Here is a 20,320-nt window from a genome sequence, read left to right as displayed (position 1 = left end):
CTACTCATTTGGTAAGGTATAGCGCCATGGATAAGACCATCACCGTGGATCAATTGGATACTACCGACCTTGGATCAATCAACGAGATATGGCTCGGCGCAACTCATGCCCAACTGTGCCTATGGCGTGGCGAGCAGGTCTTCACTCACGAGATGATGAGCGAGGGCACCCACGATCAGAATGTCCGACGCCTGTGCGTGCAGTTGGTCAATCCTGATGATCAAGCCGCAGTGGCCCGGGTTGAGATAATGGTGCGCGAACGGCTGAAAAAGAGTGGGAAGGCTGGCGAGTTTTATCCCGCTGAGGAGGCGGACTCTCATCAATAGTAAAAGGAGTATTGGGCAGGCAGAGAGGTCCTTGGGATTACCCACTTATTTCAGTAACAAGACGGAGCAGACCACTGTTTATGGATATCGAATTTCGCGGTAATGGCATGCGTGAGAACCCGTCTGTAGGTACATGCGATGAGTACGGCGTAAGCGGGATTACCCGCTTTGACGATCTGGCTGAAGCCCATCGTAGGATTGCTGAGTTGCACCCAGGCTTTAAACCTCTGTTCTCGCTCGATGACTTGCACCAAGCCCGCTACACCTCGGGGCATGCGCGCAACAATTCAGGAATGGACGATGCATCGGAGCAGGACATCGCGGCGTTACCGCCGGAATGCTTTGAGAATGGTGAATACATTGGCTATCCGACAACGAAAGCGGAATTTGCAATGTGCTTTCGCAATTTCATGAACCTGGTTGCATTCACCTCTTTCGAAGATGCTTGCGCCCATGGCTTGACGCTTGATGAGCAGGCCCTACAGGAGTGGATCGCTTACCAGAACGACCCTGTCTCTCTTCTAGATCAGCCCCTTTCAGCGCTCTTGGTACCCGTTCAGCAGTCGTGCGAGGCACTGGCGGCTTTTCCGAACGGCTATTTCACTTCAGATCTTGATCCTGCAAAGAACTTTGCGGTGGCGCATCATTTTTTACTGGCGCATGGTTATGAACTGATGGGAGTAGGTGCCTCTTACATCGGCTTCATTCGTGCTGAGCCGCCTGACCTGGCCCTGGCTAATCTGGTTGCCAAAGACATTTGTGCGCTCTACAACACTAGCGATGAATACCTGCAAGCACGCCACCTCGCAGTCGCCCAGGCGATCTCCGGTCGGACCCATCTTTGGCTGCGTTATGTGGAATGACCGCGATCGTGGCACGTACTTGGCCTTAGTTTGCATTGCTGCAAAATGGCCACGCCTGGCGAGTTGACTGGTATTTCCAACTTGCTCCCTTGCGTGGGATTCAATTTATCAGTCAGGGCGCACGTCGACAGATCCGGAGCAGCTGCGTGGGCACTGGCTAGTCAGATGTTTCCCGGCCTAGCCGCGTGATGCAGGGGGCCTATCGACGAGTTTTGGCCCAAAGCGTATGTGGTCGCAGGCCGGAGGGGTTTTGGGCTGCTGCGCCAGGTATTAAATGTCGAGTTCAAGGTGTCGATGCAGTTTATTGCCGATAGCAGGCAAGATAAGGTTACTCAGCGCACCACTAGACCCTGTAATGGATTTGGTCACCCGTTCGGCAGACTTAAATGCTAGCCATTGCTTGGCGACATACTCGAAGGTGCGCTCTTCATTGAGCAACTGTGCCTCGAAGTTGGCGGTCTTGGCCTTGAGCGGGGCGATGTGGTTGACCACGTCGCAGCGTGCTTGTCGGGTTCATAATGTTTTATATCCGTTTATAGAGCCTGGTAGAGTTTTTTTACAAACTCTCGGGGTCCCCGAAAAACATTTTGACTAGGCTCTAGAACAGTAGTTTCAGCTTGAAAAACTCGAATTATGCCCCCAGTTATGCCCCCAATTGCGCTGAGTGTGCAAGCGATCGCGATTTGCGATTTCTGACGCGGACCTCGGTGGCCATAGCTGGCATTCAGTGCCCCCCCGTATACCGGATGACCAATCCGAATCCGGCAAATGCTTGGTGGTTCGATGAGTCGATATCCTTATTGAAGTTGCCCGGGCTATCTTTCAGCACCTGTCCTGAAATAAGTTGGCTGGCAGAGTGGGGGGCTAGAGGGAGCGTCTCACCTTCGTTGTTCCTGGCCAGTCATGTCTGTGTCTTGGATCGCTGATCAGTCATCAGGCAAGTGCAACTGCACGTCCATGGCGTCATGAAGGAGTCTGACGACCTCGATCATGTCGTCATTTGCCACACGATAGAACACTATATGGCGTGGGCTTTTGACCATTCCATGGGTTTGTTTGGCCTGCTGGCGTGAATAGATGAGGTGAAAGCTGCGAAGGCCCGGTGCAAGCTCATCGCGGTTATGGCTGCCAATGCGATAAGGCGTGTCGGCAAGCACTTGCAGCGCCGCGAGGATCAGCGTCTGGTAGCGCTGGCGTGCTTGATCGCCGAACTGCGTCTGGGAGAGCCTGAGGATGTCGACAATGTCGGCGCGCGCCGCGTTGGAAATCCGATACTGCGGCATGCTCAGTGTTTCTCTCTCGCGGGGAGGGTGGCCTCCAGGCTCAAGCCCTCGAGGTACTGCTCCAGATCTCCTTCGTTCACCTGAGTAAAGCGCCCACGCTGAATATCCATGATGCCGATCGAAGTTGCCTGACGCAGTGCCTCAATTTTGGCGGTGTCTTCGGCGACGCGCTGCTCCAATAAACGTAAACCTTCTCGCATCACTTCGCTGGCATTCTGATAACGACCGGACTGAACCAGGTCATGGATAACCTGTTCCTGGTGAGGGGTAAGCACCACGTTTCTCGTTGCCATAACTAGCTCCAGTTCCATGCAAACAGGTACTTTTGATTGGTGGCATATTATGCCATTTTCGCTCAGGAGAATAGCTTGGGGCCGACATCCGGCGATCAGGTGAAGGCTGACTCGGCGCCAATCAGCATCGCGCCGCTGCCTGCCTGGAGGGGGCCGGACGGCCGTGGAAATCAACAATCGCATTGAACGATCTATGGGACACCACTTTCGCACGTTTGCACGCCAGTGATGCAATGCTAAAGACTATTTCGGTCAACTGGCAGTCAGATTCGGACTCCCCTGGTTTTTATTTACCATGAGGCCGGTCGCTCCGGACCGCTGGTTGTTCGCCAGCAGTCGCATTTCGCACGTACCATCTCCGATTCGTATGCGAATCGGAGATGGCGCAAAACAACCGGCAGCCACTGTTGTGTGCCCCACAGAGGGCGCGTGCCATCGTTGCTAAAAGCATTTTGTAAAGAGCAACCAGAAAGCCATCATTCGATTAATATGTGTCGCGAGTGCACACTCATACGCCAGGACTTACAACGCCAGGGAGTGCCGGGATGGCTTTACCGACAATCGATGAAATCGCCAGATTGAGCCAGACTGAAACGCTGCCAGACGTAATCTTCTCTGACCGCTTTCGCTGCGATTTTAATGAGCAAGAAACGTTTGCCCAGTTGCTGGCGCAGATGCATAACGATGGCAGGGTCGACTTGCTCGCACCTCTTGATGAAGCTCTCGTGCAAAATTACTCGGGTTACAGCCGCGTCCATGGAATACAAATTTTTGAGCGGATTCTGGGTAAGCTCAACGTCCCAGCTCTACACATCCTGAGAGCTTTTGATACGATTTACGGCGATGAACTGAATTCTTACGCGACATCCACCGCTCTGACAGAGTGGTGCCGTTCAGCACCATCCAGGCCTGTTAAACTGCTTGATCTAACTCACCAGCATCCAAGAGCAGCAGACAGATACCAGACGCTTGCCATTGCGATTCGTTGCGGGCTGGCAGTTGACGAAGCTCGATTCACCAAATGTGCGCTGGGGCACCTGAAGGGCGATAACGAAACGCAGCGGATGGCGGCAATAAAGGCGCTCTGCAGTTGCTCGTTCAAAAATGGGGAGCTTTGGACTGTCGTTGTTGGCACCATGATTGAAACGTTACAGGGGACTGATGATGAGGCCTTACGCTCGGCGATTTTAAAAACTGGCTTATCGTGGTTGCCCGTCGGCAACGAGGCGCCTCAGTCAGAGATCGAGCAACTAATCAAATCGGCCTGCGTTCCTGCCTCTGCTCAGATCGCCCACACCGTAGCCTATGCGCTGGCTTACAGCTTGCCAGCACAAGGCCTACCCATCGTTGACCATCTTTATGCCCGCCTCCTGGAAGCGCCTCTTAAGCCTGAAACGATCGGGGCGTTGGACGTTGCGTTGAGCAATAGCTTGAAACATTGCGGGGGAGAAAGAGCACGTTCGATAATTGAGGCCTTGGTACTCAGGCCAGCAGAGTCTCCGAAATTAGGGCATTTTCAAATGTTGGTTCAGTCACTAAGGAAAGCTCCGCAGGAAGTGCTAGACCAGTGGGTTATCTCATGGTTGCGCAGAGGAGATTTCCGACTTTGCCGCGAGCTCAAAGAGAGTCTGTTTGAAGTGGGCGTGGATCATCTCTTCTCCACTGATTTTAGCCCAGTCGTTCTCGATGATTGGGAAACAGGATTCATCGCACGCAAGGCGGTGGCCACTTTCTTCTATCAGCCCGGCACCTTGGCAAGCTTTCTGGCGTCACTGGCACGCTCTACTGCCGGGCAGCGGAGCATTGATCTGGTCGCACTGATTTTCGACCCAGTATTTTTGAACTATCCAAGTCTCGCAGAAAGTCATTTTGATGCGATCGCAGCAGACCCGTCCGATCCAGCGAACTGGACAGCACAGGCAGCGGTTAGCCAATTGAAGGGGTATCTCGACGGTCTACAGAACATAAAGATGCTACCTGAGCTCAAACCTTCGGAGCGCGAAGTTCAATTGGAATCAGAGCGTCAGGCAGAGGTTACAGCGCGTGCAATGCGCGATTCCTGGAAGGATTCGCTCATGGCTGACCTCGGTGGAATACAGCGCCTCGTGCTTTACGGTAACGGGATGGTGACCTGGCACCAACAGAGAGAACTCAGCGCTACCTCAACGCAAGCGCTGGGAAATCTAGCCCGTGCAGAACACCCCATGACCAGTGTGTCTTATCAGTACAGGCTGGCGAGAGAAGACTTTCTCGACCCGCAGGGGCTGCGACAGCGACTAATGGCGTACCGTTACGAGGAGCGTACTCGGTGAAGCTGGTATTCAGGCAGTATCTCGAATCGCTAAGAGAGCGAAAGGAACTGGACGTAGTGCTTCCAGATCTTCTGAGCGAGCTCGGATTCAATGTGATCTCTCGGCCAACAATAGGCTCTCGACAATACGGCGTCGATGTCATGGCCATCGGTCAAGACCAGGGGGAAGCCAAGGTTTTTTTATTTTCAATCAAGAAGGGCGATCTGACCCGGGCTGAGTGGAACTCCGGTGAGCAGAGCCTCAAGCCATCAATTGAAGAGATCATCGAGGTTTACTGCAACACCTCAATCCCTGATCAGTTCAAGTCTCTGAAAATCGTTATCTGTATGTGCTTCGGTGGAGAAATCCATGAGGCTCTACGCGTCAACGTCGCTCAGTTCACTGCAATGAAAACGACAGAGCGCATTTCGTTTCAGGAATGGAACGGTGACTACATCGCGGGCCTGCTCATGGAAGGCATTTTAGGTCAGCAGCTCGTAAGCAAGGAACTGCGTGGAAGCTTTCAGAAGTCTATTGCGATGCTGGATGAGCCTGATATTGCTTTCCAGCACTTCTCAAGTCTGATCAGAGGCATGCTTGGGGCCGACAGTTTGTCTGCTGAAACCAAGCTCTCAAACCTGCGACGTATTTACATCTGTCTGTGGGTGCTATTCGTCTGGGCTAGGGATGCGGACAATCTCGAAGCGCCTTACCGAGCCAGCGAGCTTGCAATCCTGCATGCATGGCATGCCATTAGGGCTCACATTGGACAAAACGAGAAAGGCGCGAAAGACCTTGGCACTACATTCGAAGCGTTGGTCGAACTACATTTCTTCATCTGGGACGAGCTCTACGGTAAAAAGGTGCTTCCTTACGTAGGGGTTAGGCACGCTATTTCTACGGCGGTGAGCACTAGCACACCCGTAGACGTCAATCTCAAGCTATTCGAAATGTTGGGGCGCCTGGCTCAACGCGGCCTTTGGATGCTCTGGAAAGAAGGAGGCGGCGAAAACACCCCTGATGTCGTTGGCCGTCGGGGCCACGACGATGCCCGCAAGCTGGCATCACAGATCAGCGACCTTATAAGCAACAATCCCTCTCTGCTCAGTCCTATTGCAGATGCTCAGTCTATTGACATCAGTGTCGCGCTCGTCTTCCTTTCAATGTTTGAGGAGTGGCAGTCGGTCGCACTCGACTATTGCGATTTTCTCATGGACAATTTCGTCTTCACCTATCGCTATCACGGTCGGTACCCCACCATTTATGGTGCGTACTGGGAGCTGATCGAACATCCCAAAGAGCAAACACAGGAATACAGGAAACGGCACACCCAAGGTAGTACGTTACTTCCCTTGCTGTGCGTTTGGGGTTCAGCGTCTGGCACTTCGGAATTTACGCAGGTGGTGACGGCATTCGTGAAGAGTGAGCTCGTTCATTGCAACCTGCAAACATGGGTTCCTGGGCAAGACTCTGAATCCATGCTTTACATCGGGCCATCTACACATGGTTGGGCGCTCACCGAAATTCCGTTCACCCCTGATGGCGAGCAGGCCATGGAAATGCTCCAAGCCGAGTGCAAGAAATGTGACGTGTTTGCAAGCTTGTCAGCCATCAATCTGGGGCATTGGCCAGTGCTAGTCATGGCCTGCCGGCACCATAGATTGCCGCTTCCTCCTCACTTGTGGATGCCCGTCCTGATACAAATGAGGACGGCGAGTGTGCAGAATCATTAACACCATCTGGAGATTGGGCAGATGTGTGCCTGCTCGCTGAAACGCCAGTTTTGTTCTGGAGTGACATCCCTCGACCTGTCGGGGCCGAGGGGTGCAGGAGCCTAGTAGGCTACTTGATCGATCACTCCAGCACTTTCGAGCGCCAGACCATCATTTTCTCGGTCTGCATTTCCTTCATGTGTGAGGGATGCCGCCAACGCCATGCCCAGACAAGCGCGCCGGCAAATGGCATCTAATCAACCCAGACAAGATGTTTTCCTTGACTATAATCGCGGTGGCATCGATGCGTTGGTAGCAGCGCACGGCCGCGTCCAGACTTTGTATAAACACTACGGCTTGGAATGCAAAGGGCAGGGCGTTGGCCAATTCAATGGCCTCATCCAATTGCTCGAAGGCATAGACAGCAATTAAGGGTCCAAAAACCTCCTTCTGCATCACGTCTAACTCAATAGGCGGGTTGAGCAGCTCAGTCGGCTGTTAGCAGTTGTTGCCGAGTGCCTGACCTCCGCTGACGATGTCGCCCCTGCGTATACGGCCGCATCTACCCACTGCCCAACCCGTTCGGTTTCCTCTTTACGAATGATTGGGCCTACATTGGTTTCAAATCTGTCGGATCACCCACGACCAGATGGTTGCCGAGTTGCGCCAGGCACTGAGCAGCTTCTTGGGCGATGCTGGAGTGGCAGAAAATCCGTTGGACACTGACACATGCTTGAGGTGCTGGCAGCCTACCCTCAGACCTTCGTTTCAAACTGATATCATCTGTACAATTCACTCTCCCATCCGCCATCGCTGCAACGCGTTATGCGTTTTGAGCAAGTTCGAATTAGCCCGCCACGATGCGACGAAGCCTAAGGAAAAGCGTTACCTCATATGGATATATCGGCGTTTTCCAGCCCAGCCCAGACATTTGAACAACTGATCGTCGAGTTGCTGGCGGCTACAGGATCGCAGGTGCTCAAAGATATTGAAGTACCTGGCGAATTGGGCCATGACCGTGTGGTTGACTATGTAATCAGGAGGCCTGATTGCACCTATGACATTTTGGAAATCAAACACTACAGGCTCAAGTCGCGGCCCCGTATCGACATGCTCGAAAGGGCCTTCGTTAGCGTCAATAGTACCGTCGACGTTACGTCCGCAACGGTTGGAATCCTTGTTCTTAGCTGCCCAAATGAGATCATCAGCGATCAGCTCAAGCGACGCTTTCCGAGGATTCGGGTGTGGGGGCTCAGAGACATCTTCACTCAAGCACGAGCCATCCCCGATCTTTTTCAGCGCTTGGCCACCTGCCTTGAATTGGACATCGCGCAGGCAAACAGCTTCGTTGATGGTGAGTATGTTTTGCCAGACGTTGAGGAGCAGGAAGTCGAGGAAGGGGCTCGAATCGCAGAGGTGTTCACGGACATAAACCCTGGTCGCGAGGATGCGTATCGATTCGAGGACGCATGCATTAAAGCGCTGAGATTCCTGTTTGAATTCGACCTCGCCGGATGGCACCCACAAAGCTCGACGACAGATGAACTGCATCGAAGAGATCTGGTGTGCAGGATATTGGCTAAAAGCGAGATCTGGAGCCTGTTACTTAATGACATCAAGAGCCGCTACGTTGTCTTTGAATTTAAAAACTACCGCGAGCCGTTTGGCCAGGCCGAGGTCATCACTACTGAACGATACCTCTACCCAATGGCGCTCCGAAATGTCGCTATCATCATTTCCCAGAACGGCCACAACGAGTCAGCTCGAAAGGTCATGGACGGTGCGATGAGAGAGCATGGGAAGCTGATCATTTCCATCAAGGTGGCAGAGCTGCGATCGCTGCTGATCGGTAAGGACAAGGGGGAGGATCCGAATGGTTTCTTGTTCCAGAGAGTCGATGAGTTTTTGATCGGCCTTGCGCGCTGATAATGGACAGCTTCCATTCATTCATCAGAAGGGTTAGATGCAGACTTCACTCAGTTATCAGTCCCTATTTTTGGAGTTGCGCAGATATTTGCTCGCTCATCAGCCAATCGGCACGCAGGAGACTACGCGGGCGATCAAAGGCTTCTTTCGGGGTAAATTTGGCGCCGACCATATCGTGATGTCGTCGGATGCTGAAAGCAGCGAGTACCTAGCTGACCTGCTGGTGTTGAACTTTAATCCCAAGGACGTGCTTGTTCGTCGTACCCTTGACCTGGTGCCCGAATCGATCAGGGCGTTTATCGCAGTTGAGTCTGAACTAGGTGGCAGCGGCGCTTCGTCCGCATACGGGGTTATGAAAAACGTCGTGGAGGATTTTCTTAAGCTTCTCCTGATACAGAGTGACTACAAGATTCTGATTTTTACGTCGCTCCCATACTCCAAAGAGGTCAATCATGTTGAAAGACGAGTTGACACGCTACGCGAACTCTACAAACGGGCTTCAGGCTTAAACTCGGGCGCGCTTCTGGTGCATATCGAAGGCAGGCAAGTCAGCTCAACCCAGGTACAGACGGTTGTCACCCCAGTTTCCCTCAGAGGGTTTGTTATATCGGCGAATGGAAGCGGAGTGACACATATCGAGTCACTAGTGTCTTTGCCTGCTTGATGCGAAGACATCGCGCGGCAGTTGGACGAAAAAATTGTGATGGCATAAGGGGAGATGATGGTCAACGAAGTCAAAGGCATCCAGTCAGTTGAAGGAACCATGTCCATTCTGGAGGCTGTAGCAGCTGTTGAGGGCGAGTCTGTAGTGGCCTAATGTGCCCGTACACCCCAATAGGGTGCTATATGGCGACGAGCTGTTGGCGGTGATGCAGAATTGCTCTCCCTGCTGGGGCAAGACTGCCCCAACATGGATAGGTAGATGCCCAGCACAGACGGCCGTAGCCTTGAAGGTTGCTTGGGTCAGCGTTTTTTCGGCAGATGGGTCAATCCTTCATCAGCGCCTGCAATCATAGGTCATGGGCCGTTGGATTCGCTATCACAGCCTTCAATCCTTGTGCGGATGGGTCATTCCAATGACCAAGCCACACCATCTTATATCGGGTAATCGCCAATCACTCGGTCGAGGATCAACCGGGGCAATGTTGGTCCATACTGGCAGGTTCCGTATAGTTCAATCTCGCAGCCGTGGCGAATGCCAAGCCAAGAAACATGCCTTGATTAAGTCGGCGAGCGGCTGACCAGCCCAAAGCCGTCATACACCCGCATTTTCACCCGAGTGGCGCGGCGGTTAGCCAACAGATAAACAAAGTGCGGCTGCGCCGCACCGCGCACCGCAATCACTCGGGCCAATGCTGTTTCAGTGATGCACGCATGTCCATGGGCTCGGTGGTTAGTTTGCATTCCGCAGGGGCACCGTTGTGATGTTCCTTGGATCGATGAGCAATTTCAGACCGGAGGCGTTCGCTTGGTCGAGCCCATATTCTTCCAAGTCATCGACCTTCGGTCGAACATCAAGGGCCTCGAAGCGGGTGGATCGATATTGCCAGTCAGGATCTTCGGTCTTTACAAAGAACACCTTCGCGCTGAAAGCGATGCTGGTATCGGCAAATGACGCGATGTTGAAATACAACCCTTCTGCAGGGGGAAATGCCTCTTCAATTTCTATAGCTTGGAATTCAAAGCGCGCGTCGGGCTGCGGGTTTAGCAGGATGTCCACGGCCATCCGTGCTTCATTCGCCTCCCAGAAAGCATCGAGCGTCAAACTAGCAGTGGAGCGCATGCCAGCGTTTGTTAGAAGACGCAACCACCCGTCCGCGAATGTGGAAATGAGCGGCAGTTCTTCGATGTACGGCCCTGTGACCGGTTGATCGACATGCAACGTGATCGCGGGAATCTTTGGGTTTCCGGTAATCGTCAAGGTCGCGCGACCAGATGACATGAGCGTGAGCGCGCGAAGTAGCTCTGCCCATTTCTCCAAGGTTTGCTGCATATCATCGATCGAGCCGATGCTTTCAAGTTTCACTCCCGTTGGAGTCAGACGGATGATCATTTCTGCGGAGCGGATCAGAAGCTCCGGTCCATGAAGTTCTGAAAGCGGCGGTCCGATAAACATTTCAGCGTCGAACCGTGCAGCTTGTCCGAAGCCTAGGCCACGTATCGAAATCTCGCAGAAACCCAGGGCGGGAGGCGTAAGATAAAGCAACTCGATGTCGTCAAAAAGTGTGCCTTGATAGGGAAGGCGTATGCCAAAACGGCTATCGAACACTTGGAGATGGCGCGGTTTTAACGGCGCAAGGCCGAGTAGGATATTGCTGAAATGCTCCGGACCTTCGATTTGTATAATGGCTTCTGCCTCGTACCGGCCATTCTCATAACCGAGTTTGACAAGCTGCCGCTGCTTCCCGATTGTGTAGGCGCTAGGATTTTGCCCACACGCGTCACTCAGCGCGGCCAACAAGCCCCCGGGTGTCGGTTTGAAACGTAATCCAATTTTTTCGTAGTCGTAGCTGATATCGGTGTGGTTGATGTCATGCGCCTTACGAGCCTCCGCGAGCCTCAACCGTTTAAGAATGCGTGCGAGCTCTTTCCCTATAAGATGGACGAGATACGCGGTGTGGACTTCGCCGTCACTGCTCAGGCAAAACACGATGATGAGGGCGGGCCGAGGATCCTTGGCCAAGCGTTCAATGGCCGAAAGGCTTAGACGGATACGGTTCCCGGTGCGGCCGAGCGTTGATTTCAACTGAACCCGAGCAGCATTGGTTAGACGTTGATCGAGAGGCAACGACGGTTGCCCGGCCAGCGCCATCGGGAATTCGACGATAAAGTCCCAACCCATGACGTCGATGGCGCTCTTATTGCAACAGAGAGCAGCGCGTTCGCAGAGCAATTCGAACTGTCGCTCCCCAATGCGGCCGATGCGATCGGATTCTAGTTCGTTTGCCATTAGCTCTCGATACCTCTAATGATCATGCGCGTGATAGCACTTGCGCCATGTCTAAGCGTCGATGAATCAGAGAAACGATCGACATCAGGTCTTGTGCGTCTTCCTTGGTCATCGCCCAATGTATTCGGGCCTCATGCGCGGTCGGATTGCGAAACATGCCGAATGTACCGCGGACAAGATTGGCAAACCCACTCTGCTCGCTACGTTCGCTAGCCGTCGACAGCGCGTTGATAGCCATGAGAGGGGGATTGCCAGAGAGAGCACGATCCACCAGAGCAGATCCGTCATCGGCTATTCCGGTGCGGGTACGCATCTTGTCAGCAACACTTTTGACAGCTTCTTGCGCCGCATGAAAGTAGTTGTCAACGAGAAGTTCGGCGCGGCAGAATTTCAAGACATCTGGGTGAACCCCTCGCCCTTCAAGGTCCGCGCGCAAGTCGCGAGCCCTCTGCAGAGCTTCTGGCAAGGTCTTGGCTACATCCGCCGACTTCAGCTCGCCGGCCTCATCGACCACAAGCCCGGCGAACACAAGCGCCTGGTTCAGGCGAGCCCTCATTGGCTCGTAGCGGTTAGGCTCGTGAATGTAGCGAGCGGGCTTCATGGCGCGCCGAATGAACTCGAGGATGTTGGTACGGTTTCGTTTGGTGTTCTGGCATTCTGCAAAAGCGTTGTAGATACGTACGCGCTTCGTCATAGGTCCGGGATCGGCAATCTTGCAAGAGGCCAGCAGGTGCTCGATCTCAGGTCCGCTCAGACCCTCTGTGGTATCGCCAAGCACGCGGGCGATCGCATCTAACTGATCTTGCGAGAAAAAAGCCATGGGCATCACCGGCCGTTTGATAGGCGGCGCAAGAAAGTCCTCGCCGTAATGAGCACTACATGTAATCGGAAGGTGCTGTGATCCTCGTCGGAAAGGCCCGGATGGGAGCATTCCGAGTGGAGCATCTTGAAGAGACCGTTGATGTAGTTCTTTCCATCCTGCGTCCATTCGTTACGGTCCACAGCAAGAAAGCCGATCTCCGCAAGGAGTGCGCGCCGGTTCTCAGAGCTTGGGCGCTGGGCCGCCTCTAGCGGCCGGATATTACGGGCTATCTCGTCCAACAGGCTTTCGAAGAACGTCCGAAGCTGGCTATTGCAAGCCGCCCAGTCGCCGCGTGTGTGGGCTTCAATCGCCTGGTCAATATGACCGAGAGGAATAACGAACCCGAAAAATTTCAGGAGGCGGTGGACCTCGTCGTCGGTTTCAGGAAGTAGGACCTCGCCGGGCAGAGCGGCGCGAATGGAGGCGTTTAGCCCATTGTCATCAAAGACGAGCACATAGCCGTCCCGCATCAAGCTCCGCGCGAAAGCTGCATGCAAGGATTGAGTTTGATCCTGTTGCTCCAGCTGCGCGGCCTGTCGAATTACGGCCTCACCCAAGCTCATGGTGCCATCAAGCGTCTGAACTACGGTCCCGGCGCGTTGCACCACGATGCGGCCGAGGAAATCGCATTTCTTGGCCACGCTAAGGCTAGTGCTTGACGTGATTTCATCCTCGAGGCCAAGCCGCAGCACAACCTGATTAAAGCGTGCCTGCGTGTTCTGCTCTAGCAATTCGACTGCAGCAATGAGTGTAGGTCGAGTAAAAGGCATCGATCGCATAGGGTATGTTCACATTCGCATCAGTACTTCTAATCGGGTACCAAAGATGGGCAGGGCACAGGCATCGCATCGTTAGCGTCCAGCCCGTAGATCGAGGTGATCAAGCTCTTCTAAGGTGTGAACTACTGACTCCACAAGCTCTGCATCAAAATCATCGCGGTCAGCTTCTTCGTGCGTTCCTTTGTTAAGGTAGGTCCACACTAGGTTAGTGGCTGGGATTCCCAAAATGCGATCATAGGCGGTCAACAGGGGGCCTTTGTTGGCATGGTTGAATGTTTGTGCATCCCGTAACTTCTTGACCAGTGCTTCACAAAGGTTTCTCAACCCGGGCTCGGCACCAACCCCGGCGAGCATGATATTTAAGACACCCTGGTCGTGACTGCCGAGCCAACGCCATACCTTTTCAGACAGCATTTCTAAGGCTTGGCGTGACGCTGCTAGGGCATCTCTATCATTCAGGGCCTCTCTTGCGGCCCTAGCCTTCGCGATGTAGTTTGCGCTAGGTACGTTTCCGGTCACTCTGGGTTGATAGTTGCCGTCATGATGGAGTAATAGATAGACTTGGCAGCCATTGCGTCTCTGGACGGGGAGATGTTGCTGGATGTCCTTGATGAATTCGTTGCTGTGACAGGTGACGATTAATTGAGTTTGAGCAAAGTGGTCACTTTCAAAGATTGTTTCTCGAATACCGCCTCGATGATCGTGGTCGATTGCATTAATGGCGTCGTCGAAGACGATGACAGGGCATTCTATGCTTTTCGCCTTAGCCATGAGGATTGCCAACCCGAGGCAGCGAATATGGCCTTCGCTAAGTATGTGGAGTGCATCGACCCGAGCTCCCGGATTACCTTGGAAGCAGATCTCAATCTTCCCTTCACCTCCAATTGGAAGGTGCAGTGCGAATAATTTGTCCTCATCCCGATCATTGCGGTTGAATGCGTTGTAAAGATCCTTGGCTGCGTCGTTGAGTCCCGCTATCAACTGCCCCGGGAGCTGATCCCTGTAGGACCTTAGTTCTACAAGAAATCGGTCATAAGTCCCCTTGAAGGGGGTATCCCGCTTTATGTCGAGAATCTCTTGGTTCGTTTGGGCGATTAGCTCAGCATTTGTTTCGTCGAATGCATTGATACGGCTATTTGCAGCCTCAACGTTCTCTTGCAGTTGCTGTCTCTTAAGATCCTGGGCTTGAACTTTGAGCTGGAATTCGTTGAGCCGTCGACGCTCCATAATGTGCGGCTGGCGATCCTGCTGAGCTTGCAACGACGCAACGTCTTGGGCTGCCATGCGATCCACCACAGACAGGATTTCATCAAGGGACGGTAGTGCATCTTGAATCACCGCCGTTTGGGGGTAGATGCTTGACCACCAACGTTCAACCGGTTCTTCTGGAAGCTGACCAATCCACTGGGAAATGGCCTTATTCTCTCCGGGATGGGCATCAATGAAAGCGGCGATGGGACTGAACATCTGGCGCAACTCACGTGACGCTTGCCCAAACGTTGTCTGCGTAACCTGCTGCTGCTCCTGGAGAACACCAAGCTCTTCAAGCTGTTTAAGCCCTTCACCCGCCCTTAGATATGGATCTGCAGCTACGTGAGTCTGACCTTTCAGTGGGGTGTCACAGGCCGGGCACCGGTCTCCCACGACTTCTTGTAGGGCCAGGACCGAGTCATAAAGCGCCTTAAAAGAGACTTGGTCGCTTCTGGCGCGAAGAGCTTCAACGATGTCTTTGAGCTCCTCATCACATTTGTGTGTTTTCTCAAAAGCATCTAGAAGGCCCTGGCGCGTTACGCCGAGCACATTAAGCGGTACCGCTTCCAAAATCGCTTCGAGTTCCTGAAGGCGACCCGGAGTTTCGGGGGTACCGATAAGCTCTTTAAGCACGTCATATGTGATCTCGGCGTCGTACTCCTTCGCTAGGGCTGCCTCTTCTTCCGCCAGTGCTTGCTGGGATGCTGCTTCATTTTCAACGGTCGTTCTATCTGCTGCCAACGCATTTCGGCGAGCGGTCAATGTGGTCTGTTGTTCGCCGAGAAGGATAAGCTGCCCGTCGATGCTCTCATTGAAATGGCCCACGAACTCATTGAACTGATCCATGCCGAAGAGAGTGGCAATGAGTTCCGCTCGTTGGGCATTGGGTCGTGCGGCGATTCTGGAAAAGGCGTCGATCCGGTTCTTTTCTACGAAGCAGAAACGATAGGTGTCAGCGTTGGCAACGACATTTACTTCTCGCCCTTGCTGATCGGTCGCTTTCAGTATTGGTGCGCTGAATCGCCCATCATGGACATTGGCGAGATAAGTGCGGGCTGCAATGCGCTTGCTTCCCGCCTCTTCGACATCTCCCAAGAGCGCGTACTCCAGTCCTTCGCACAGACTGGTTTTGCCGCTACCGTTGGGGCCGTAGAAAAGGACGATTTGCTTGGTGAGGTCGAATGGCTCGGCTGCTCGAAAGCCTCGAAATGGACCGAGTGTCAGATGTCGAAGTTTCGCCCAAGGCCATGTCCCGAGATCAGCCTGAGCAGCTGCGACCGGAGCAATATCTGCGGTACCCTCGAGTTCTCGTCGAATCAGCTCAGTTAGGTATATGGATCGCTGGCTTCGTTGACGCGAGGTCCCAGCCAATTCATCGAATTTCGACAAAACCAAGGCAGCTAGACGACGGACATCTGCAGGGATGTCGTTTTCAGGCTGATAAAGCCATCCCACAAAACGCTCAAAATCCTGCCTGGCCGATGCCATATCCTCTCCTTTGGTACCGCCTCGTTGCGTCCAGCTTAGCGTAATATCATCTTGGTGGCGTCTTCATTTGCAATGTATGAAACTCAAGCGTCAAGCAGAATATTGGGTACGAACTACGATGCCTCGAGCCGTTCAATACGAAGCTCCAAATCTACAGAGAAACGAGTATTTGCAGCCATGCTGTCGCTGCTTGAAGCGCACAAACCTGCATGGGCGGCTTTCCTGGGCTACTCCATAAGCCGGTGCATACGGGAACCCTCATATCTGGAGGCTTTTCGAGGTATATCGCGAGGCGCCTGTTTAAGGTCGTTCTAACCTAGCGGTGTGGTCCTCATGCTCTCTCCATAATGCTCCTGTGCCGTGGCTCTTACGTTGCGAGGGTAGGCGGTTGAGGAATAGGGATAGTCGGCCAATTGCCATTAGTGGTAGCTTCCGTACTAACACGCGCGTCTGCTATCCCTAAGTGACCCAGGATGCCGACGTGACCGGCTCGATTCAAGCGATACAGGGACGTCATGGTGCTTATCAATATCCCATCGAACAAAGGTGGGCCTGCGGCAAGGCAAGGTTTCAAGTACCAGGATCACGTTGCTGTTTCCTTCATACTGAAGATGCTTCGCGATAGCAGTTACCAGCACGTCGAGTGTGAGACTTCTGACGACATCGTGCTGGTCTCTCGCCAGTCTGGTGAGACGGTTAACGAATATATCCAGGTCAAAACCACCGAAGGTGACAGCAAGTGGAACCAGAGTGAAGCAACAGCTCTGGACAGCGGTCGGGCTGACACTTCTCTACTGCAGAAGTCACTGCTATGTGACTGCCGCCCAGGAAAAGCTCTGTTTCGAATGGTCACCAAGCGCGATACCGCCAAAGCTTTGAATTGCTTCAAGTTAGAGCTTGAAAAGCGAACTCAGCCTGATCTTGCGACCAGTCGTGGGACAGCCCTTGCTAAGAAATTTAAGAAAACACGATCACCCATGGGGCGTGACTTTTGCTATTGGGCGGATAATTTTGTGTGGCAGATATGTGGCGATGTGGACGCGCTGGAGTCAGTGAATCTGCGTAAGCTTGCAGAAATAATCGATCTTCGAGGCTCGTGGCCTACGCACAAACAACAGCAGGCAATTTACGCCGAATTTCTGAGCTGGGCAGATGATGCGGCAACCGCAAACGTCATCTCGGAATCTATCCAAAAGGTCATTACGCGCGCGGATGCCATGGATCGCCTTGATGCATTCTTGGCGGCGGCTGATAGCAAAAACATCACTTACTCCAAGCCCTATAAATCCAAGCCTCCGCCGTTTCTGGTCGAATTCCATGCGGCAACCGAGGAGGGATTGCTACGAAGCTTGACTGGGTACGACGTTCAGTATGACTTTGGCGAGTGGAGGCAAAAGGAACTTGCTGAGCACCTGGTTCAGTGGCTTCCCGAGTTCTGTTTACAAGCCAGCGAGATTGTGAATTTTCAGGTTCACCATGCTCAGACGATTCTGTCGAAGGCAATTGCTACGTTCACTCAGAATGGTATGGAGCGCGATAAGTTAATTGCAGAACTAATCCTGCATGTGATTTTGAGAAATAAGGAAAATAGCGAGCCTATCGCGTGCAAAGTGTTTTTTGCCTCAAAGACAGGCCTATCCGAGTTCGGGAACGCCCATATTGTTCAGCGCTCAGGCGAGGTTGATCAACTCTGGTTGGGGTTGGCGAGGATGATTACTGTGGGGACTATGGACCAGACTGTGGCGCAGGTTTGCAGTACTCTGGATTCGACAATTAACAAAGCCGCACTGACCAACGAGCGCGAGATTATTATCTCACTGCGCGAACCGAATCACCTCCGCTCCAATTCGGAGGAGTTCAACAAAGCATTAGAACGAAACGCGCCTGCTGAAGAAATGCTGAAGGTGCTGTGCTTTCCTGTGTTATTGGCTTATGACAGTGATGCCTTATCCTCTGGGTACCTCTCCGACTATATTGATCGGCTGAAGCACGAGATCAACGACCATTACAGTTCATTGAAAGTCCATCTGCCGAAGAGAATGGATCAAATCCGAATTGCTGTGTTCCTTGTCCCTATCGAAAGCATCCAGAACTTGATCAAAGAGTTTAACTCACGTTGCAGGGTTTAGGCTGACATGAGATACGAAGTAGTTAAGGAACGACTCGAACGGCTCGGTGAAGATTCAAGCTCCAGGATCGAGCTTCTCCAAGCTATCAGTGTTGCCGTGAACCGGGGGAATCCAGAGTGGGAAGGGCGAGACCTCGTCATCCGTGCGCTCGATAAATTCGCCTTGTTTGGTGAAGTTGAGCAATCCCTTTTGCTGAGTATGATCCGGGCGGTGGGCCTATTCCCTTACATCACTCCGTACCTCGATGGAATATCGATTTCAGACCGTCTGGCCTATGAGGTGCATCGGGTTGACGGAGTTGAAGCGGGCATGGTGTTTCATCGGCTGCAGGCTCATGTGTTCAGCTTGCTGATGCAAGGACGCAACGTCGTGCTGAGTGCCTCAACAAGCGTGGGTAAAAGCTTGGTGATAGACGCCGTTCTGGCCCAGGAAAAATTTCGCAAGATCGTGGTCATCGTCCCAACCATCGCCCTCATCGACGAAACGCGCCGACGTCTGGTCAAGCGCTTCAAACAGAGATGCAACGTCATCACGCATCCGACTCAGGAAGCCGACGACGCACGAGTAAACGTTTACCTGCTGACCCAGGAGAGAGTCCTCCAGCGTGACGATCTACAGGACGTCGGTTTTTTCGTCGTAGATGAATTCTACAAACTTGACCTGTGCAGTGACTCGGAAACCGGCAGCCGTGCAATTGATTTGAGCTTGGCTTTCCACAAACTGGCAAGACAGGGGGCGCAGTTCTATCTACTCGGCCCGCATATCCAAAATATCCACGGTCTCGACGCTTATGAGTACAATTTCATCCCCTCCAATTTTTCCACAGTGGCCGTTGATGTTGAGTATTTCAATTTGCCGACCAACGGAGATGCACGCAAGGACAAGCTCCTAGAACTCTGTCGCAAAATTGCCACCCCCACGCTCATCTACTCTCAGTCGCCAGCAAGCGCTAACAAGATTGCACAGCTCCTTATCGAAAAGGGTGGGTTTTCGCCGCTCACGCAGACCCAAGATCTCGCTCAATGGATCGCGAAGGAGTACCACCCCCAGTGGAACGTCGCTAAGGCCATATCGCTTGGTATCGCCATTCACCATGGTGGCGTCCCTAGAGCGCTGCAACAGTATTTTGTGAAGCTCTTCAACGAGGGGACAATCAAGCACATCATCTGCACGTCAACGATGATTGAGGGGGTCAATACCTCAGCAGAAAACGTCATCATTTATGATCGCCGGGTTAGTAACACGCCGTTCGATTTCTTCACGTTCAAGAACATTTCTGGCCGCGCAGGTCGCATGAACCGCTACTTCATTGGCAAGGTTTACATGCTGGAGGCTCCTCCGGAAGAAAAAGATCTCACTGTTGATTACCCGATCGGACTGCAGAACGAAGATTCTCCGATGGGGCTTTTGATGAAGCTAGAACCGGAGTACCTCACGGATATCTCCCGTCAACGGCTGGATCGGGCGTATGCGACGCCGTTGCTATCTACTGCGACCCTCGTTGAAAATCGGCATATCCCCGTTGACCGGCAGATAGAGATCGCCGAATCAATTATCAGGAATCTCGCAGTGAGTCGCCGAATGCTCACTTGGAAAGGAAACCCCGAACAAAACCAGCTCGAATACGTGTGCACCTTAGTCTGTGATCACCTTCAGACCAAACTGATGGATTATGGAATCATTTCAGGCCCTCAGCTCGCCTTTCATATCAACTCTGTCCGAATGGAGAAAGACTTCTCGGCGTATCTGCAGAACGCAATCGACACTAACCGAGCGGGCACCACTGCTAGCGAAGCGATCAACCTTCGTCTCAAGTTTATCCGTAACGTACTGTGCTATCGCCTTCCTCGTGATTTTATGGCCATAAGCAAAATTCAGGCGGATGTCTTCACCCAGCGCAATATTGAGCCAGGAGACTTCAACTTCTTCTCTGAGCAGATGGAGAACCTTTTTCACGATCCCTTACTGACGGCGCTGGACGAATATGGGATTCCCACGCAGGTCTCTACGCGTATTAAGAGTTCAATTCTTCCATCTGACAACCTGAATGACCTGCTGAACAAGTTACGGCACTTGGCGATCCGCTTGGATGGGATGCAGCTGTCCCCGTTTGAGCGAAATATTATGAAATGGGCGATTGCTGAGATGTAGCTCCAAGGCGCTGGCA

Annotated in this window: 17 protein-coding genes; 8 read left to right on the top strand and 9 right to left on the bottom strand. The window is 52.9% G+C overall.

Annotated elements, in window-relative coordinates; genetic code table 11:
* Positions 1 to 26 precede the first annotated feature (26 nt).
* Positions 27 to 326: a hypothetical protein gene (locus Q8X51_RS24430; RefSeq protein ID WP_065927670.1), complete on the top strand. Its 300-nt coding sequence runs from the start codon at positions 27 to 29 to the stop codon at positions 324 to 326.
* A gap of 80 nt (positions 327 to 406) precedes the next feature.
* Positions 407 to 1,189 carry a hypothetical protein gene (locus Q8X51_RS24425; protein WP_065927669.1) on the top strand — a complete coding sequence of 261 codons (783 nt, stop codon included), beginning with the start codon at positions 407 to 409 and terminating at the stop codon, positions 1,187 to 1,189.
* Between the two features lie 270 nt (positions 1,190 to 1,459).
* Here the strand turns inward: Q8X51_RS24425 and Q8X51_RS24420 are convergent, their stop codons facing one another.
* The 3 genes from Q8X51_RS24420 to Q8X51_RS24410 form a co-directional block, all read right to left on the bottom strand.
* Positions 1,460 to 1,681 (bottom strand): hypothetical protein, encoded by a 222-nt coding sequence (locus tag Q8X51_RS24420; RefSeq protein ID WP_235865585.1) that lies wholly within the window; start codon positions 1,679 to 1,681, stop codon positions 1,460 to 1,462.
* Positions 1,682 to 2,115: 434 nt separating this feature from the next.
* A complete protein-coding gene (locus Q8X51_RS24415; protein ID WP_407694511.1) occupies positions 2,116 to 2,472 on the bottom strand; it encodes a type II toxin-antitoxin system RelE/ParE family toxin in 357 nt (118 codons plus the stop codon).
* 2 nt (positions 2,473 to 2,474) lie between these two features.
* Positions 2,475 to 2,765: a type II toxin-antitoxin system ParD family antitoxin gene (locus tag Q8X51_RS24410; RefSeq protein ID WP_407694510.1), complete on the bottom strand. Its 291-nt coding sequence runs from the start codon at positions 2,763 to 2,765 to the stop codon at positions 2,475 to 2,477.
* Between the two features lie 545 nt (positions 2,766 to 3,310).
* On the opposite strand from Q8X51_RS24410, the gene Q8X51_RS24405 reads away from it, so the two are divergent.
* Positions 3,311 to 5,077 (top strand): hypothetical protein, encoded by a 1,767-nt coding sequence (locus Q8X51_RS24405; RefSeq protein WP_407694509.1) that lies wholly within the window; start codon positions 3,311 to 3,313, stop codon positions 5,075 to 5,077.
* Positions 5,074 to 6,789: a chemotaxis protein gene (locus Q8X51_RS24400; RefSeq protein ID WP_407694508.1), complete on the top strand. Its 1,716-nt coding sequence runs from the start codon at positions 5,074 to 5,076 to the stop codon at positions 6,787 to 6,789. Before Q8X51_RS24405 ends, Q8X51_RS24400 begins: the two co-directional genes overlap by 4 nt.
* 174 nt (positions 6,790 to 6,963) lie before the next feature.
* On the opposite strand, the gene Q8X51_RS24395 is transcribed toward Q8X51_RS24400, so the two are convergent.
* The gene (locus Q8X51_RS24395; protein WP_405121898.1) at positions 6,964 to 7,254 is read right to left on the bottom strand and encodes an aldehyde dehydrogenase family protein; all 291 of its coding nucleotides are present in this window, start codon (positions 7,252 to 7,254) and stop codon (positions 6,964 to 6,966) included.
* 408 nt (positions 7,255 to 7,662) lie between these two features.
* On the opposite strand from Q8X51_RS24395, the gene Q8X51_RS24390 reads away from it, so the two are divergent.
* Together Q8X51_RS24390 and Q8X51_RS24385 are read left to right on the top strand one after the other, a co-directional pair.
* A complete protein-coding gene (locus Q8X51_RS24390) occupies positions 7,663 to 8,694 on the top strand; it encodes a hypothetical protein (RefSeq protein ID WP_407694507.1) in 1,032 nt (343 codons plus the stop codon).
* Between the two features lie 37 nt (positions 8,695 to 8,731).
* Entirely contained in the window at positions 8,732 to 9,358 is a 627-nt protein-coding gene (locus Q8X51_RS24385) for a hypothetical protein (protein ID WP_407694506.1), read from the top strand.
* 557 nt (positions 9,359 to 9,915) lie between these two features.
* On the opposite strand, the gene Q8X51_RS24380 is transcribed toward Q8X51_RS24385, so the two are convergent.
* From Q8X51_RS24380 to Q8X51_RS24360, 5 genes are all read right to left on the bottom strand, one after another.
* Complete coding sequence (locus Q8X51_RS24380; RefSeq protein WP_407694505.1) at positions 9,916 to 10,098, bottom strand: hypothetical protein; 183 nt, start codon at positions 10,096 to 10,098, stop codon at positions 9,916 to 9,918.
* On the bottom strand, positions 10,088 to 11,644 hold the full coding sequence (locus tag Q8X51_RS24375; RefSeq protein ID WP_407694504.1) for a hypothetical protein: 1,557 nt from the start codon (positions 11,642 to 11,644) through the stop codon (positions 10,088 to 10,090). Before Q8X51_RS24375 ends, Q8X51_RS24380 begins: the two co-directional genes overlap by 11 nt.
* Before the next feature lie 22 nt (positions 11,645 to 11,666).
* Positions 11,667 to 12,464, bottom strand: coding sequence for a TIGR02391 family protein (locus tag Q8X51_RS24370; RefSeq protein WP_407694503.1), 798 nt, complete (start codon positions 12,462 to 12,464; stop codon positions 11,667 to 11,669).
* A gap of 5 nt (positions 12,465 to 12,469) precedes the next feature.
* A complete protein-coding gene (locus tag Q8X51_RS24365; RefSeq protein ID WP_407694502.1) occupies positions 12,470 to 13,285 on the bottom strand; it encodes a hypothetical protein in 816 nt (271 codons plus the stop codon).
* A 72-nt stretch (positions 13,286 to 13,357) separates the two neighbouring features.
* Positions 13,358 to 16,024 carry an AAA family ATPase gene (locus tag Q8X51_RS24360; protein WP_407694501.1) on the bottom strand — a complete coding sequence of 889 codons (2,667 nt, stop codon included), beginning with the start codon at positions 16,022 to 16,024 and terminating at the stop codon, positions 13,358 to 13,360.
* A gap of 515 nt (positions 16,025 to 16,539) precedes the next feature.
* Between Q8X51_RS24360 and Q8X51_RS24355 the strand changes: the two genes are divergently transcribed.
* Both Q8X51_RS24355 and Q8X51_RS24350 read left to right on the top strand, forming a co-directional pair.
* Positions 16,540 to 18,153, top strand: coding sequence for a HamA C-terminal domain-containing protein (locus Q8X51_RS24355; RefSeq protein ID WP_407694500.1), 1,614 nt, complete (start codon positions 16,540 to 16,542; stop codon positions 18,151 to 18,153).
* A 6-nt stretch (positions 18,154 to 18,159) separates the two neighbouring features.
* Complete coding sequence (locus tag Q8X51_RS24350; protein WP_407694499.1) at positions 18,160 to 20,304, top strand: DEAD/DEAH box helicase; 2,145 nt, start codon at positions 18,160 to 18,162, stop codon at positions 20,302 to 20,304.
* The last annotated feature ends 16 nt before the right edge of the window (positions 20,305 to 20,320 follow it).

Origin of the sequence: Pseudomonas sp. Yb2C2, assembly GCF_052112325.1 — a bacterium.
GTDB classification, from domain to species: domain Bacteria; phylum Pseudomonadota; class Gammaproteobacteria; order Pseudomonadales; family Pseudomonadaceae; genus Aquipseudomonas; species Aquipseudomonas marginalis.
The sequence above is the reverse complement of the archived record's forward strand: the minus strand, read 5'-3'. Positions and strand labels throughout refer to the sequence as shown.